This is a genomic window from Paenimyroides ummariense, from assembly GCF_900115115.1.
Lineage (GTDB): Bacteria > Bacteroidota > Bacteroidia > Flavobacteriales > Flavobacteriaceae > Flavobacterium > Flavobacterium ummariense.
Genome location: NZ_FOVI01000005.1, coordinates 141,655 through 157,892, shown reverse-complemented (window position 1 = coordinate 157,892; position 16,238 = coordinate 141,655). Strand labels below are relative to the sequence as shown.

13 protein-coding genes are annotated in these 16,238 nt (G+C 39.9%); 4 read left to right on the top strand and 9 right to left on the bottom strand.

Translation table 11 applies throughout. From position 1 onward, the window contains the following. Positions 1-59: 59 nt before the first annotated feature. The gene (locus tag BM253_RS05615) at positions 60-2,768 is read left to right on the top strand and encodes a prealbumin-like fold domain-containing protein (RefSeq protein ID WP_091520447.1); all 2,709 of its coding nucleotides are present in this window, start codon (positions 60-62) and stop codon (positions 2,766-2,768) included. 250 nt (positions 2,769-3,018) lie between these two features. On the opposite strand, the gene BM253_RS05610 is transcribed toward BM253_RS05615, so the two are convergent. The 7 genes from BM253_RS05610 to BM253_RS05580 all read right to left on the bottom strand — a co-directional run bounded on the left by BM253_RS05610 (position 3,019) and on the right by BM253_RS05580 (position 9,802). Beyond that, positions 3,019-3,846, bottom strand: coding sequence for an RteC domain-containing protein (locus tag BM253_RS05610; RefSeq protein WP_091520443.1), 828 nt, complete (start codon positions 3,844-3,846; stop codon positions 3,019-3,021). A 151-nt stretch (positions 3,847-3,997) separates the two neighbouring features. Then, complete coding sequence (locus BM253_RS05605; protein ID WP_091520439.1) at positions 3,998-4,219, bottom strand: heavy-metal-associated domain-containing protein; 222 nt, start codon at positions 4,217-4,219, stop codon at positions 3,998-4,000. A 115-nt stretch (positions 4,220-4,334) separates the two neighbouring features. Further along, a complete protein-coding gene (locus BM253_RS05600) occupies positions 4,335-5,189 on the bottom strand; it encodes a heavy metal-binding domain-containing protein (protein ID WP_245758454.1) in 855 nt (284 codons plus the stop codon). A 183-nt stretch (positions 5,190-5,372) separates the two neighbouring features. Then, positions 5,373-6,494, bottom strand: a complete 1,122-nt coding sequence (locus tag BM253_RS05595; RefSeq protein ID WP_245758453.1) for an MFS transporter — start codon at positions 6,492-6,494, stop codon at positions 5,373-5,375. A gap of 237 nt (positions 6,495-6,731) precedes the next feature. After that, positions 6,732-9,032 (bottom strand): multicopper oxidase family protein, encoded by a 2,301-nt coding sequence (locus BM253_RS05590; protein ID WP_091520437.1) that lies wholly within the window; start codon positions 9,030-9,032, stop codon positions 6,732-6,734. A gap of 66 nt (positions 9,033-9,098) precedes the next feature. Beyond that, positions 9,099-9,542: a DUF3347 domain-containing protein gene (locus BM253_RS05585; RefSeq protein WP_091520433.1), complete on the bottom strand. Its 444-nt coding sequence runs from the start codon at positions 9,540-9,542 to the stop codon at positions 9,099-9,101. A 38-nt stretch (positions 9,543-9,580) separates the two neighbouring features. Next, positions 9,581-9,802, bottom strand: coding sequence for a heavy-metal-associated domain-containing protein (locus tag BM253_RS05580; protein WP_091520430.1), 222 nt, complete (start codon positions 9,800-9,802; stop codon positions 9,581-9,583). Positions 9,803-10,169: 367 nt separating this feature from the next. Between BM253_RS05580 and hppD the strand changes: the two genes are divergently transcribed. From hppD to BM253_RS05565, 3 genes are all read left to right on the top strand, one after another. Then, positions 10,170-11,330 carry a 4-hydroxyphenylpyruvate dioxygenase gene (hppD, locus tag BM253_RS05575; RefSeq protein ID WP_091520426.1) on the top strand — a complete coding sequence of 387 codons (1,161 nt, stop codon included), beginning with the start codon at positions 10,170-10,172 and terminating at the stop codon, positions 11,328-11,330. Between the two features lie 71 nt (positions 11,331-11,401). Beyond that, complete coding sequence (locus BM253_RS05570; RefSeq protein WP_051230781.1) at positions 11,402-12,259, top strand: helix-turn-helix domain-containing protein; 858 nt, start codon at positions 11,402-11,404, stop codon at positions 12,257-12,259. 74 nt (positions 12,260-12,333) lie between these two features. Next, complete coding sequence (locus BM253_RS05565) at positions 12,334-12,747, top strand: OsmC family peroxiredoxin (RefSeq protein WP_027384833.1); 414 nt, start codon at positions 12,334-12,336, stop codon at positions 12,745-12,747. 113 nt (positions 12,748-12,860) lie between these two features. Here the strand turns inward: BM253_RS05565 and lpdA are convergent, their stop codons facing one another. Then, positions 12,861-14,273 (bottom strand): dihydrolipoyl dehydrogenase, encoded by a 1,413-nt coding sequence (gene lpdA / locus BM253_RS05560; RefSeq protein WP_034672041.1) that lies wholly within the window; start codon positions 14,271-14,273, stop codon positions 12,861-12,863. A 21-nt stretch (positions 14,274-14,294) separates the two neighbouring features. Then, positions 14,295-16,193, bottom strand: a complete 1,899-nt coding sequence (locus BM253_RS05555) for an Nramp family divalent metal transporter (protein WP_027384835.1) — start codon at positions 16,191-16,193, stop codon at positions 14,295-14,297. Positions 16,194-16,238: the final 45 nt, after the last annotated feature.

The window sequence follows — 16,238 nt, the reverse complement described above, 5'->3', positions numbered from 1 at the left end:
TGCTTGTTTTTTGCTGCACTGTTGCCTGCTGTAAGGTACAGGCACAATCTGCTGTAGAAATGAAGGTAGAAACAACCGAGGCAGCCGGAAGGCAGAATATTTTAGATTTAGTAGTAGCGTTAACCAATACATCGGCAAGCAGTTTCAACGGAACTTTGCATATTAAAACTCCTGATGGGTTTAAAAGTATTTCGGGTTCTGAAATTTTGGTACAATTAAAACCCGAACAACATATCTTTATTCCTTTAAAAATTATTAAGGGTAAAACTGCCGCTGCTGGAGCAACAGATATAGTGGTAGATCTTGTTAACGATAAAAAAGAATCAATCGTTAAAAAAAGCATTACGCAACAGGTAGAAGTGAATAATGCTATGAGTTTGCAGGCTGTAACACCTACAATTTTTCTTACCAATACAAACGATTCGCTTTCGGTGAAAGTAAATGTAACAAATCTTGGCAACCAATCGCAGCAAGTTTTTGTAGTTTTTAATATTCCGGAACTTACGGGCGAAGAAAGTTTTTTTGAGCAAACCGCTGTTATTGATGTTCGTAAAGATTCTATTTTCGACTTTAAATTTTGGGTGCCGAAATCGTTATTAGACAAATCGCAGTTTGCTGTAAACGTAGCGGCTATGCGGGGTACCGAGAAAATAGTCTTCGGCAGTCTTTCGGTTAATGTTCAGAATGTATCGTCGGTAAAACGTTACGAAGACATTAATAGTTTGGCGTATGCACGATACTATCAAAAAAACAGCCTAACTGCAAGTTACCGTACCAGCGGAAACGATACCGGTGTGTATCAGTTGATAGGATCGGGCGATATTGACCTGCCTGCGGGATATTTATCGGTTAGCGGAAATATTTATAAGGCAGATAGTCAGAACGAACCGCTTATAAGCAACACCTATCTTGCATATCGTTTAGATAACCACCAGCTAAAGGTAGGAAATATTAGTCAGCAGCTTGAACTTCCCATGTTCGGTCGCGGTATTCAGTTCGATACTTCAGATAAAACACAGAACAACAGGCTGCAGGCAGGTTTTATTGACGATAACTTTAACTTAACCCAAAAAGATGCTTTTTTAAAAAGAGGATACGGCTTTTATGCTTTGGGTACTTTCGGTGCCAACAACCCGTCTGATCAGAAAAGTTTCAATTATGTTTTTAAAAAGGATAATATGGAACAGGTGGGGCATAACATGGTAGGTCTTGAGAATGTTAAACAAATTACGAAAGATTGGAACTTACGTTTGAAGGCACACGGGGCAATTAGCCACTACGAACGTTTTAATAAAAACCAGCCATCGTACGCTTTGGAAACGCAGTATAACGGTTTGGTTAAAGATATACGCTTAAGTGGAAATTATTTTGTAAGCAGCAGCTATTTCCCCGGAAACCGCAGAGGAGTGGTTCAGTTACAGCAAAATTTCATAAAAAATCTTAAAAGGGAACGTATGGTGTATGCAAATATTTTTTATTCCGATTTTGCACCCCAATCCTACACTTACAGTTTTAATATGAAAACCACCACGTTTCGGTTAGATACAGGTATAACCATTCCCCGCCTTAAAAATATTGGCAGCTCTTTAGGTTTACAGTATTATAAGGAAACAGGTAATGCTTTTTCATGGATTGTTCCCAATGGTTTTTTGTCAATGGAAGCTTGTCGCGTAACCGAAAATTTCAACTGGTTAAGCAAAAATCAAAAGCATTCGGTAGTTTTGGGGATTGAAGAAGGTTTGGTACAAATGTCAAACAAAAACAAGGTATATCCGCAGTTAAAAATAAATTCTATTTACAGTTATAAAGGGTTTAACGCAAGTGCGACTTATCAGCACGGAAGTTATTTTTTGTCTGAATATTCTTCGTTGTTGGTAATGGATCAAAATCAGAACGATTTCAACAGGTTCACGCTTTCACTATCAACAGATCATAAATTTATAGATAATAAACTTTTTGTAAGAAGCGGGGCTGCTTATTTAAATGATTTCATCTCGGGCGAAACGCCTTCTGCTTTCCTTAATTTACAATATCTGCCAACAGATAAATACCGTTTTTATTTGAATTCGTCATGGTTTCATTACAGCAAAGCAACCGTTTTTCAAAATGCCGGAATGTTTGTTGTTGAAGCCGGAATGACTGTGAATTTAGGAAGCAGGGCAGCATCAGCAGGCAGAAAAGGAACATTATCTACATTTGTTTATTATGATAAAAACGGAAACAGTATATTTGATGAAAACGATGAACCTGCTCCGGATTTTTTCATCACAATTGATAAAACAACATTTAAATCGGATGCAAACGGACAAATAAAATACAAAAGTTTGCCTTTTGGTACTTACAGAATACAGCCTGTTTTACAGAATGGATGGTTCACGGAAGGCACCGAGTTGGTCATGAGTGATTACAACCAACAGATAGTTGTAGCACTGCACCAGAATGGATCTTTAAAAGGGAAAATACAGTATCGTTACGATGAAAAAACAGTAAAAAGTTTCGATGCAAAAGCGGGCGGAATTGTATTTACTGTTACAAAAAACGGAAGTTTTGTGCAGCGTATCGGTACAGATGACGACGGTAATTTTACAGCCTTTCTTCCAACAGGAACTTACGAACTTACGTTAGACCGTAACTCTCTTTCTGAAAATACTTTTTGTTCCAATCCAAAACAGCAATTAGTGGTTGAGTCGGGAAAAATAACCTATGCTGCCGATTTTATTATCGAAGTACAACAAAAACAAGTAAAAATTAAAAAATTTGGCTCATAATTACTTAAGAATTGAAATCAAAAAAAGAGGCCGTTACAAAACAACCTCCTTTTAAAATCAACTAAACAACTTTTATTTAAAAAGATTAATTTAGTCAAAACTGACTAATAAAGAGTAGTTTACAAGAACCGAAAGAGTTATCGGTAACGATTTAGTAATGGTGCTTACTGCACTTGCTTTCATTCAATTACCTTGTAAATCATTATTGCAAATTTATAAAAAATAAAGGTAAAGCATTGAAACTTTACCTTTATTTTTCGTCTTGCTCGTCCATTCTTTTGATAAGTGCATCCCGAAGACTATCAAGGAACTTCGTTCGGTTTATCTTCCTGCCTTTCAGTTCCAAATAGGAATGGTAGAAATCCCCTAAGTCAATATTAAACATATTCTCAAAGGTCTTGGCAATGATTTTAATGTCGGCATTCCCGTTGTCAATGGAACCCTGCGAATGCAGTGAATAAATCAATTCAATGAGTGAAGTTTTGCTGCCCGTCCAGTTCAAAGGTGTGGTTTCAAATAGCTTTCTCTGATTGTTATTACTCAACTGGTCTTCAAGATAAACCTGTATCAAATCGTTGGCAATAATCTTGGCAACCTTGTAATCGTGGGATGTTGTGAAATTATGGTCGGCTTCAAAATAATACGTGTCTAAACTTAACTTTATATCGTGCTTGCCACGCAAAAAGAATTTATTGTCGAGGTGGGTGCTGTTGGTTCTATAATACTTGTAAAATTCCAGATTGGCATCGAAATATCGTTTGATTTTGGAAAGCTCTACATTAAGATATTTCTTGATGGTTTTATCCCCTCCACGTGGTCTTTTGGTTTCAATCTTGTAAATCGAATTGAAGTAGATGAGCTTAGAAACCAACTGCGGTTTTAACTGCTTGAAAAATAGTATTTCCTCTTCATCATCTTTAAAGCCATTTTTCTTAATGTATTTCTTTATCTCTTCAAGTTTCTGTAAGACCAGTCCAATAGCATTTTCATACGATACCAGTGAATTACTCGGCTCATAGGTCAATTCATTTATTCTATCGTCTAATTCGCTTATTATAGTTTGGCAATAATTTATCATCGAAACCGGAATTTAAAGTTTGAAACCAATTAAAAAGTATAAAATGAGGCAGTAATTGCAGGTAGCCCACAATAAATTGCCTCATTTTATATGTATTGAAACGGTATGAGAAAGCCCTATCCTTTATTAGAAACTGGATAGGGCTAAGAGATTAAACCGCTAATGGTTCTGCTTTAAAGCCTTTTTTCTTAACGATGGCAACTATTTCATCTTGTGTTATACCCTCTGATTTTACGGTTAGAATTTTGTCATTGTTAGCTGTATCTACATTCCATTCGCAGATACCGTCCGCACTATCCAAATCCGCTTTTACCTTTGATACACAACCGCCACAATTAAGATTGGTTTTGAACTGAAATTCTGTATTTTCCATATTTTTTAAACTTTATTTAATATTTTTTGAACTGCCACAAAATTCAACATATTCGCAAAGCCTGCTATTGTGATATTCCGTGTTTAATTTGTGACATTTACTGTTTTGCAGATTGTTAATGTTTGTGGGCGTGGAGGCTGTGGTCTTCTGCCGATTTTTCTCCCTCTGATACGGTAATCGTGAAATCTGCCGTATGCAGCACGTTGTCTATTTTGAACTGTACCCACACTCTATAAAGCCCTGCTTTTTTGATGAGCGTTTCGGCGTAGATTGGGAAATTCTCTTTAGATACCGGATGTATATGTAGAAAATCCTTATCGGCTTTGCTTATCATTACGATATGGGCAGTCGCTCCAAGATAATTTTGCATATCCTTTTCCGCTAATTTCTTGCTGTTCTTTTCTACCGAAAATTGTAAACCCTGATTTCTGTTTGTTTTGAAGTCTTCGCCGTTAAGCAGTGTTACTGTAAAACCATCTACGGTTGAAACAAATTTTGCTTTTAAATCGGTTGTTTGAATTGCTTCCGTACCTTTTACCTCAATCTTCTGCATATTAACATCGGCTTCACCTCCCGTCGGTTTGTAATCAATAAACAAAAGATATTTGCCTGCTGCCGGGAATGTTTCTGAAACCTTGTAAGAACCGTCTGCCTGTTCTTCGGGGTGGATATGGTCAAACCAGGTTAATTCCTCATTTACTACTAAAAGGTGCATTTTCATTTCGTGCACAACTTCCAACGGTACATTTTTACCGTGTTCTGTAACGGCAATGGATAAGTTTGTCGGTTTGCCTGTTTCGACATTTTGCGGGTCGGCAGCCACTTTTACGTCAAACTGGCTTTTCTGATTGTTAACAGGTGTCAAAGCCATACCACATTTAGGGCATTTATCGCCTTTGTTTCCTGTTACTTCCGGGTGCATCGGACAAACGTATGCGCTGTCGTGATTTGCGTGCTGATGTGTATTCATATCCTCTGATTTTTTATTATTACTTTCCGAATTGTTACAGGCAGATAAGGCTGCCAGTGAAACAAACGTGCTTAGCAATATGGTTTTTAAATTATTCACTTATCTATCTCTCTTACTACAATACAAATTTCCGCATTAAATGGGTTGTATCTATTGTGATATTCTTTGTTTGATTTACGATTTTTACTGATTGCTAACGCTGTTCTTTTGGCTCATAACAATCCTGGTAACGACTATCAATGTGATGATAAGCATCGGTATCAATGCAATGTTTACGCCGTTCCAACCCCAGTAATTAAACAAGCTGCCTGCGAAGAAGCTCGCTATACTGATTACTGCAAAAACCGTGAAATCGTGGAAAGCCTGCGTTTTTTCTTTCTCTTCAGGTCTGTACACTTTGGTTAGCAAGGATGAACCACCGATAAACAGGAAGTTCCAACCTAAGCCCACAATAAACAATGCAGAAACGAAATGTGCAAAGCCTGTTCCCATCAGGGCAATAACGATGTACAGGGACAAAATCGCCAAGCCTGAAATAATGATACGGTAAACACCGAATTTCTGAATGAGCATACCTGTAAAGAACGAAGGCAGGAACATACCTAATACGTGCCATTGGATAACCGTTGCTGAACTATCTGACGAATGTCCTACACTATGCATCGCTATCGGTGTAACGGTCATTGACATTCCCATTACGGCAAATGCGGTAGATGATGCCAGTATTGCAAGGATGGTATCTTTATTCTTAATGATTTCTTTTAACGGGCGACCTTTCTTAACTGCTTCCTTGGTTTGTACCGCAGATGTTCTTTGCAGCTTTAGAAAGGAAACAACGCCCAAAGCGACCACACTTAACAGGATAATGGAAAAGTAGGAATAAGCGTAAGGAACCGCCCCTAAATGTTGTGTAAACCTCGCTAAGTTGGGTCCGGCGAAAGCCGCAACAACGCCACCCGCAATAACGAAAGAAATTGCCTTGCTTTTCGCATTGTCGGGAACAACATCTGCCGCCGCAAAACGGTAGTATTGCGAAAAGCCCTGATAAGCACCAATGAGCATATTACCTACTGAAAACAGCCAAAAGGAATTTTGGATAATGGCGTACCACGAAACCAAACCCGACAAAACGCCTATCAGCGTACCTATCATAAAGGCATTGCGCTGACCTAATTTTCTAATGATGAGGGATGCGGGTATCATCATACCTGCCGTACCTACGGTAATCATTGCCAATGGCAAGGTCGCCAGGTTTTTATCGGGAGCCATTTGTAAGCCTACCACACCCGAAAGCGTAATTACCAATATGGATGCAGTCTGAAACAGCGCCTGCTAGGTAAACAGAAGATACACGTTGTTCCATTTTATTTTTGCTGTCATAATCTTAAAATTTATGATACAAAATTGACAATTTGCTTCGGGCTGTCTATTGTGATATTTCTTGTTTGATTTGTGAGGTTTACTGATTTAGCCCGGTATTGTAAATGCAAAAAGGTCATAGCATAATCGCTACAACCTTTACTTGTTCTTTGAATAGTTCTTTTAGTAATTGAGCGAAAGCCCTGCACCAAAGCCCATATCACTATCATAGTGCGCCCTGATACCGATATGCCTTGTCAGGATGTACCGCAGGTCTGCCATATACTCCAAATCGGTATTGACCATAAACCCGGCTCTTAACCGTCTGGAGATAGGTATATCCTCCCGCATCAATGAAACCCTGAAAATACCATCGTGGTAAACTTCTGCCTGTACATTAACCAACATCGGTAAGGTGTACATTACCCCTAAGCTCACAGCAGCCCTGTTGTCCTTTTTATTAACCTGTCCGAAGAGGTTTTTCTCGTGCTCGTCCATTCCCATTCTGCGGTATCGCCAGTCGAAGCCGACAAAAGGCATCAGCCATTGCATTTTACCGATGTAACGCCCTAAATGGGTTTCAACTTCGTAACCGTGCATATCGTTGTAACCCAAACGCCACTCCGTGCCTAAGCTGTAACGGGCATTCATCAGCATTGCTTCCCCGTCTATACCGTTGGTAGCAAAATCGCTCTGCGCCATCAGGTGCGGCATATTGCTTTCACGCTGTAACATCTTGTAGGCTTTAGCCTTGTTGGGCAATTCAGGATTTTTATAATCGTCCACTGCAAACACCCTGTTCATTCCCGCCATCATATGATACAGGATATGACAATGAAAAAACCAATCGCCCTCGGTATTGGCAAGGAACTCTATGGTATCGGTTTCCATCGGCATAATGTCGATGATGTTTTTCATCGGTGCATTTTCGCCGTGCTCATTCAGTACCCTGAAATCAAAACCGTGCAGGTGTATCGGGTGGCGCATCATTGAGTTATTGTAAATCGTAATCCTTAATACTTCGCCTTTTTTAACAGGTATCTTATCCGTTTCTGTCAAAACCTTATTATCCATACTCCAAACGTAACGGTTCATATTTCCCGTTAAAGTAAATTTCAGTTCCTTGACCGGGGCATCTGCCGGAAGCGTGGTATTATGCGGCGATTTCAACATTGAGTAATTCAGTGTTTTAATATCGCTCAACGCATTGGCATTATAGCGGTTGGGGTCTTCGTCCTTGCTCATATTATGGTCGCCGTGATGCTCCATAGCTGGCTCTTTATCCTTACTTTTCTTACTTTTTTCTTCGCCTGTAATCTCCGGGTACATTACTACGTTCATATCCATTTGGTTCAGGCTCATATTCATTCCCATATCGTCAAGGTCGCCGTTCATCTTCATCATATCGTTCATCATCTGCATACCCTCAAAATATTTCAGGCGTGGCATTTTCCCTACTAACTGTTTTTTACCGTTTCCAATAAAATAACTTGTGGATTGGGTGCGGTCTTCAGTGGTTGCCATAAACTCAAACGCTTTACCGTCTTCGGGAATGGTAACGACCACATCGTAAGTTTCAGATACAGCAATTATCAGTCTGTCCACCTCAACAGGCTCCACATCGTTACCATCACTTGCCACTACGGTAATTTTACCGCCTGCGTAGCGTAGCCAAAAGTAAGACGATGCACCGCCATTGGAAATGCGCAAGCGTACTTTATCACCTGCTTTTAAGGGCTTGCCGTCAATGCTTTTTAAATCGGTATGATGATTACCATTCATCATTACACGGTCGTAATACACATCGCTCACGTCCATTGCCAACATACGCTTCCATTCGTTGGTCAGCTTGGTTTTGAATTTACCGCTTCTAATGGCTTCGGCGTAGCTTTGTGTTGCGCCTTTCCTTATCGCAAACCAATCACTTGCAGCGTGCAACATACGGTGTACATTGTTGGGATTGAGGTTCGTCCATTCGCTTAGCATAATGGGGATTTCCGGCAAATCGTCAATTCCTTTTCTGAATGTTTTATCATTAGCCCTTTTGTGCATTATAAAGCTGCCGTACATACCAATTTGCTCCTGTAAACCTGAATGGGAATGATACCAATGCGTTCCTGTCTGGATAATCGGGAAACGGTAAGTATAGGTTGTGCCCGGCTCAATCGGCATTTGTGTTAAGAAGGGTACGCCGTCTTCTTTGTTGGGCAGGAACAAGCCGTGCCAGTGCAGGGATGTACTTTCTTTTAACTGGTTATGCACTACGATTTCCGCCGTGTCGCCCTCTGTAAATTCAAGTGTGGGCATCGGGATTTGCCCGTTTACAGCGATTGCCCTCTTCTCCTTGCCTGCAAAGTTTACCACCGTATCTTTTACATACAGGTCGTAATGAACTACCTTTTGGGCAATGCTGACTTGTGATATAAAGAGTGCCAACAGGGTTAGCGGCAACAGCTTTTTGTAAAAATTTTTTTGATTATCCATTTTAAAAATCGCATTGGTTATAAAAGTTAAAAGGCATTGCCCAATGAGCAATGCCTTACTGGGTTATTATTTAGTTTCGGCAACTTTACCACAGGTAAGCATAGAGGAACCGTAGTAAGGATTTTTAATTTCCTTTTCTTTGCTCAACCAATATGCTTTTTTCATCGGGCAATATTGGTAGTAAACAGGTTGGGTGACTTTGTCAGAACCTTTTACCAATTTCCACAGTACGGTAGATACATCGTTGAAAGCGGCTCTTTGCTTTTCAAGGTTATTACCTGCTTTGCTTAACTTGTCTGTGGCTTTCTGCAATTCTGCTTTCTGTGCAAAATTGCCCTCACTTTTTACGGCTTCATTCAGTGCGGTAATGGCGGTGCTTGCCGCTTTGCTATCGCTGCTTACTAAAGCATTTTTTACGCTGATGTAGTTGTTCAACAGGTTGCCTGTATTCTGTGCATAAGCAGAAACTCCAAACAACATTACGGTCATTGCTACTATTAGATTTTTCATTTTTATCCTTTTTAATGATTAGTGAATGGCTGATTATATTATTCTGAAATGGGTTCAGCTTTAAACCCTTTTTTCTTGATGATGGCGACAATTTCGTCTTCGGTAATACCCTCTGCTTTTACAGTAAGTATTTTATCGGCGTTAGTAGTATCAACGTTCCATTCGCAGATACCGCCTGCGTTATCTAAATCTGCCTGCACTTTTGATACACAGTTGCTGCAATTAAGGTTTGTCTTGAATTGAAGATTTTTGCTTTCCATTGTTTTGAACTTTTATATTGTTTTTGTTAGTACAAATTTCGGGACAGAATGCGCTATAATGTTTGTGAAATTCCTTGTTTGATTTATGATATTTACTGATTGTACTTCAAAACAGCTTCGACTTGTAATATTTCGGTTTTGTTTTGTGACTTTTACTGATTATAGTGCCCATTCAGAATAAGCGGAATACATTTACTACCGAATAACGCTAACTGTTTATAAAATGGCTATCAAAACCTTTCTCTCGGTTTTGCATCGGGCTATGTTGTAGCTCTGGTTCCCCAACCCATACACGATTGCACTAATCCCATTTGTGCAACAATCTTTATTGCAAAATCACACTGATATAATTTTAAAATCATTTATAATGACAAACGATTTAAAAAACGTCGAATACGGATTGGATAAGATATTCGAGGGTGCACAAGACTTTTTACCAATTTTAGGAACCGACTATGTGGAATTTTATGTTGGCAATGCGAAGCAGGCCGCCCACTATTACAAATCCGCTTTCGGGTTCCAGTCGTTGGCTTATGCCGGACTGGAAACAGGCTTGCAGGACAGGGCTTCCTACGTGGTAAAGCAGGACAAAGTACGATTAGTCTTAACTACCGGGATGCGCTCTAATTCCGAAATCAACGAACACGTAAAGAAACACGGCGATGGTATCAAAGTGGTTGGGCTTTGGGTAGAAGATGCCCGTAAAGCCTTTGAAGAAACTACGAAAAGAGGTGCTAAAGCCTATATGGAACCAACCGTAACCACTGACGAAAACGGAGAAATGGTACAATCTGGCATTTATGCGTATGGCGAAACGATTTTTATGTTTACCGAACGCAAAAATTACAATGGCGTATTTATGCCGGGCTATGAGCATTGGGAAACCGAATACAACCCTGCACCTACGGGGCTGAAATATATTGACCATATGGTGGGCAACGTGGACTGGAACCAAATGGATACCTGGGTAAAATGGTTTGAGGATATAATGGGATTTGAAAATTTCTTATCGTTCGACGATAAGCAGGTTTCTACCGAATATTCAGCCCTGATGTCTAAGGTAATGGCAAACGGCAATGGTAGAATTAAATTCCCTATAAACGAACCCGCTGAGGGCAAAAAGAAATCACAGATTGAAGAGTACCTTGAGTTTTACGAGGGCGAGGGAGTTCAGCATATTGCCGTAACTACGGACGATATTGTAAAGACGGTAAACGACCTTAAATCAAGAGGAGTTGAATTTTTGTCAAGACCGCCACAGGCATATTATGATGCCATTCCTGAACGTTTAAAAGCACATATGCACCGCTTTAAAGAAGATATTAAGGAATTGCAGGAGTTGGGTATTCTGATTGATGCGGACGAAGAGGGCTATTTATTACAAATCTTTACCCGCCCGGTTGAAGACCGCCCAACATTCTTCTTTGAGGTCATCCAAAGAATGGGTGCAAGAGGTTTCGGAGCAGGAAACTTTAAAGCATTGTTCCAGTCTATTGAAAGAGAGCAGGAAAGAAGAGGAACCTTGTAGATTTTTTTTATTTTTATCAAAGTCCTAAAATTAGTTTAGGACTTTTTTTATTTTAATCGTTGTACAAAAAAATGGTCGATATTAATAGAGATAAAATGATTGGATATTTTGATCTTCTTGGAATGCCCAATGAAATCAAGAGTGACATAAGCTGGTTTAACAAGTACTATAAAATTGTATTTATAAATAAGGGTGGGCGTATTAATGTCGATTTTATAGATTATGATTTTGAGGAAAGCACTTTGCTTTTTTTCAGTATTGGGCAATATTTCAAAGTCTGCGATAATTCTAAAGGAAGTCTTGTGTACTTTAGCCCAGATTTTTATTGCATTGCTTTCCATGATAAGGAACTTGCGTGCGATGGACTTCTCTTTGACAATGTTTTCGAACTTCCTTATATAGATCTTACTTTAAGTCAGGAAAAATATTTTCAAAAACTTCTGATTTCTATTCAGAAGGAAATCAAAATGAAAGATTTTTGGGCTGAAGAGATGATTAAAACATATATAAAGCAAATCGTGATTTCAGCGACACGCACACTTGGAAAAAAAAATGACGATACTCATCAAGCAATATCTTACGATAAGGATCTGACAAGGAGGTTTAGCCAATTGATAGAATTACATTACCGTACGGCGCATAATGTATCAGACTATGCTTTGATGCTTAATATTACTCCGAAAAGCCTTAACCGGAAAATAGTAACTGAAAGACAAATCGCACCGAATGTAATTATAAAAAATAGGATTATTCTACAAGCCAAAAGAATGTTAGCTAATACACAATTCAGTATCAAAGAGATTGCTGCGTATCTCGGTTATGAAGATTACTCGTATTTTGTTCGGTTTTTCAAATTGCAAACTGGGGTTTCTCCGCTTTCTTTCAGAAATGCAACTCAAATCTCTGCAAATGGGAAAAATGTGCTATAAACAGCGAATTATCTGCATTGACTGCTTTTAATTAGAATTGCAATTTTGCAAAGTAATTTAAAAGTTTAATAAAAATGAAAGCAAAAATCACAGCTAAATGGCAGGGTAATTTTAAAAGCGGAAGTGGAAGTTTTGATGCTGTACATTCCACAATTGGTAAAAGTGTCTTTAAACACAATAAAAAGGAAGAAGAAAATACGGCTACAAATCCTGAAGAGCTTATGGCAGCAGCACATGCAGCTTGCTACACTATGACACTAAATTACATTCTCACAAGTAATGGTATAGAAGTTGAAACTTTACAAACTTCTTGCACAATAACGGCTACAAGTTTTGACATTACCAATTCTGATTTAGATGTAATTGCAGTAATCCCTAATATAAGCGAAGTAGATTTCAAAAAATATGCTGAACAGGCTAAAGAAATGTGTCCGGTTGGAAAAGCATATAATTTAGAAATTTCTTTAAATGCTGAACTAAAACAATAAATGCTTGTAAAGAAAGGGATAAACAATATCCATTTTAAGTTTCCATATTTACTAACGAGGGTGTTTCAATTGAGAAACACCCTTTTTAGCATTATGTCTAATTTAAAAATTCATCATAGATGTATCGCTTCACCTAATGCCGCTTCAATAGCATCTTTTACAGCCTCGCTCATTGTCGGGTGTGGAAATATAGTGTCAAGCTGTTCATGGTAGGTGGTTTCCAGTTTTCGGGCTGTAGTTGTCTGGGCTATGAGTTCGGTAACATTGTAGCCAATCATATGCGTACCTAACCATTCGCCGTACTGGTTATCAAAAATCACTTTTATAAAGCCGTCTGTCGCTCCGGCGGCACTTGCTTTTCCACTTGCGGAAAAAGGAAACTTGCCCACTTTAATTTCATAACCCGCCTCTTTAGCCTGTTTTTCGGTCATACCTGCTGAAGCGATTTCGGGTGAGCAATAGGTACAACTTGGTATATTACCATAATCCAACGGATTGGGTTGACGGTCGAATTTTCCGGCTTTATAGGCAATTACTTCACTACAAATTACAGCTTCTTTCATTGCAACGTGAGCCAATGCGGGACCAGGAACTGCATCTCCAATTGCATAAATACCCGATACATTGGTTTCGTAATACGAGTTAACAAGGATTTTTCCTTTTTCTGTTTTAATGCCCAACGCTTCAAGCCCGATGTTTTCAATGTTCGCTACTATGCCGACTGCACTCAACAAAATGTCAGCTTCCAACACCTGGTCGCCGCTACCATCGGCTTTTTTTATCATCGCTTTTACACCATTACCACTAATATCTGCGCTTTCAACCGAAGTACCCGTCAATACTTCAATCCCTTTTTTCTTAAATGATTTTTCGAGTTCTTTAGATATGTCTTCATCTTCAACCGGAACTATACGGGGAAGATACTCAACGATAGTTACCTTTGTTCCAATGCTGTTGAAAAAGTAAGCAAACTCAACGCCGATTGCGCCGCTCCCCACAATGATAATGGATTTGGGCTGCTCCGGCAATACCATTGCTTCCCGGTAGCCGATAATCTTCTTTCCGTCAATGGGCAGGCTCGGCAGTTCACGGCTCCGAGCACCTGTTGCCAGTACGATGTTCTTTGATTGGTAGGTAGTGGTTTTGCCATCCGCATCCGTAACCTCCAGTGCTTTACTGGCATTCAGTCTACCAACGCCTTTAATTACGTCAATCTTATTTTTTTTCATGAGGAATTGAACGCCTTTGCTCATTTTATCTGCCACACCACGGCTTCGCTTTATAATTGCCTCAAAGTCGGCTTCTACACCTGAAACTTTTGCGCCGTAGTTTTGTGCGTGCATCAGGTATTCAAAAACTTCTGCCGATTTCATCAGTGCTTTGGCGGGAATGCAGCCCCAATTAAGGCAAATACCGCCCAGGCTTTCCCGTTCTACGATGGCTGTTTTCAACCCCAGTTGTGCGGCTCTAATGGCAGCAACATACCCTCCGGGACCGCTGCCTAAAAAAATTACATCATAATTCATAATACCTATTATTTAATTGAGTTAATGTTTTTGTTCTCCCTCGTTTTTGACAATCAGTACCGGAATTTTTACCAAATGCCGTACCTGATTTATGGTTGCGCCGTACAATAAATCTTTCAATCCCTTATGACCGTGTGCACCCATAACCACCAGTTCAGCATCGGACTGATTGACAATTTCGGCAATGGCATCGGCGGTTTTTCCAAAGCCCAGTTTTGCTTCAGCAAAATACCCGTTGTCCTGTAACTGCTTTGCATATTCGTCCAAAAATTCCCTGTCCTTTAGCGTTTCCTCGTCGGTACTGTCGTGAAAGTGCGATGCGGATGCCACACTCTCCACGATATGAATGAGCGTGTACCTACTGTCTTTACCGCCCTGCGTAATGGCGTGGTTGATAACCTTATGGTCAAGGGTTTTAAAATCCACCGTAAGCGCAATATTCCGGTACGGCACGAATGGTTGTAGCTGTAAAGGCTCCGGCTTGTCGTGTGGCGTAATTTCACAAAACGCCTTTCTGCTGAACAAGGGGTATAACGTGGTATAAGCCATCAGGATTACAAAACCAATCCCTCCTAAAATTATCAACCCTTTCCAGATGATATTGCCCGAAGTGTCAAAGAAATTTATCGCTTCCTCTACCAACAGTTTTGAATTGAGGTAAACCAGTAATATAGTAATAAACCAAGCGGAAATTTTTATCAGTGGCTTAATGGCAAACTTGCCCATAGTCTTTTTATCACTTACAAAATGGATGAGCGGGATAACCGCAAAACCCAACTGCATACTCAATACCACCTGGCTAAAGATAAGCAAGCTATCTACCTTTCCCTCCCCGTTAATGAGGATTACCAAAGCTGCCGGAACTATAGCAAGCAACCTTGTGATGAGCCTGCGTAATAAGGGGTTCATTCGGAACCGCAAATAACCCTCCATTACAATTTGACCTGCAAGCGTTCCCGTAATGGTGCTACTTTGTCCTGCGGCTATAAGAGCCACAGCAAAGAGTTTGGCGGTAAAATCGCTGCCCAAATGCTGTGGCAACAATTCATAAGCCTGCTTTAGCTCCGCTACATCAGAACGCCCTGTTTTATAAAACACTGTTGCAGCAAGGATTAATATTGCGGCATTGACAAGCAATGCCATATTTAAGGCAATGGCACTATCCCAAAAATTCAGTTTAATTGCTTTTTTGATGCTCGCATCGTCCCGGTTAAATTTTCGTGTTTGCACTAATGCAGAATGCAGGTACAAATTGTGGGGCATTACCGTTGCTCCTATGATACCGATAGCAATATACAGCGCCGTGTCGTTCTGAATGTGCGGTATGAGCCCTGAAGCGATTTCCCCAGTATTGGGATCTGCAACTAATATCTGCACCAGAAATGACATACCGATTACGAATATCAACCCAATAATGAAGGCTTCGAGCTTGCGCATTCCCCATTTTTGCAGGGTCATCAGTAGAAATGTATCTAATGCTGTGATGGCAACGCCCCATATCAAAGGCATTCCGGTGAGTAGTTGCAAACCGATTGCCATTCCCAAAATTTCTGCAAGATCTGTTGCTACAATGGCAATCTCTGCAAGAATGTAAAGTACAAAATTAATTTTCTTTGGGTAAGTTTCCCTGTTTGCCTGTGCCAAATCTCGATTTCGGACAATGCCCAGCCTCGCGGATAAGCTCTGGAGTAATAAACCCATAATGCTGCTCATTACCAAAACCCATAGTAGGGAATATCCGAACTGGCTACCACCTGCTAAACCCGTTGCCCAGTTGCCGGGGTCCATATATCCGACACTAACAAGATAAGCGGGTCCGAAAAACGCCAGTACCCTCCGCCAACGTGATTTGCCCGGAACTGTAGTATCTACGGAACTGTGTACTTCACTTAACGAAGCCTGTGATTGATTTTTAGCCATTAGAAAAAACGTATTTATAAAAACTGCCGCAAGATTAATCCGGCG

What these genes read in the sequence shown, in the direction of transcription:
- BM253_RS05585 (WP_091520433.1), bottom strand. Translation starts at nt 9,542, where the DNA reads ATGAAAAATCTAATAGTAGCAATGACCGTAATGTTGTTTGGAGTTTCT.
- BM253_RS05565 (WP_027384833.1), top strand. Translation starts at nt 12,334, where the DNA reads ATGAAAGCAAAAATCACAGCTAAATGGCAGGGTAATTTTAAAAGCGGA.
- BM253_RS05615 (WP_091520447.1), top strand. Translation starts at nt 60, where the DNA reads ATGAAGGTAGAAACAACCGAGGCAGCCGGAAGGCAGAATATTTTAGAT.
- BM253_RS05580 (WP_091520430.1), bottom strand. Translation starts at nt 9,802, where the DNA reads ATGGAAAGCAAAAATCTTCAATTCAAGACAAACCTTAATTGCAGCAAC.
- BM253_RS05600 (WP_245758454.1), bottom strand. Translation starts at nt 5,189, where the DNA reads ATGAATACACATCAGCACGCAAATCACGACAGCGCATACGTTTGTCCG.
- hppD (WP_091520426.1), top strand. Translation starts at nt 10,170, where the DNA reads ATGACAAACGATTTAAAAAACGTCGAATACGGATTGGATAAGATATTC.
- BM253_RS05555 (WP_027384835.1), bottom strand. Translation starts at nt 16,193, where the DNA reads ATGGCTAAAAATCAATCACAGGCTTCGTTAAGTGAAGTACACAGTTCC.
- BM253_RS05610 (WP_091520443.1), bottom strand. Translation starts at nt 3,846, where the DNA reads ATGATAAATTATTGCCAAACTATAATAAGCGAATTAGACGATAGAATA.
- BM253_RS05605 (WP_091520439.1), bottom strand. Translation starts at nt 4,219, where the DNA reads ATGGAAAATACAGAATTTCAGTTCAAAACCAATCTTAATTGTGGCGGT.
- BM253_RS05570 (WP_051230781.1), top strand. Translation starts at nt 11,402, where the DNA reads ATGGTCGATATTAATAGAGATAAAATGATTGGATATTTTGATCTTCTT.
- BM253_RS05590 (WP_091520437.1), bottom strand. Translation starts at nt 9,032, where the DNA reads ATGGATAATCAAAAAAATTTTTACAAAAAGCTGTTGCCGCTAACCCTG.
- lpdA (WP_034672041.1), bottom strand. Translation starts at nt 14,273, where the DNA reads ATGAATTATGATGTAATTTTTTTAGGCAGCGGTCCCGGAGGGTATGTT.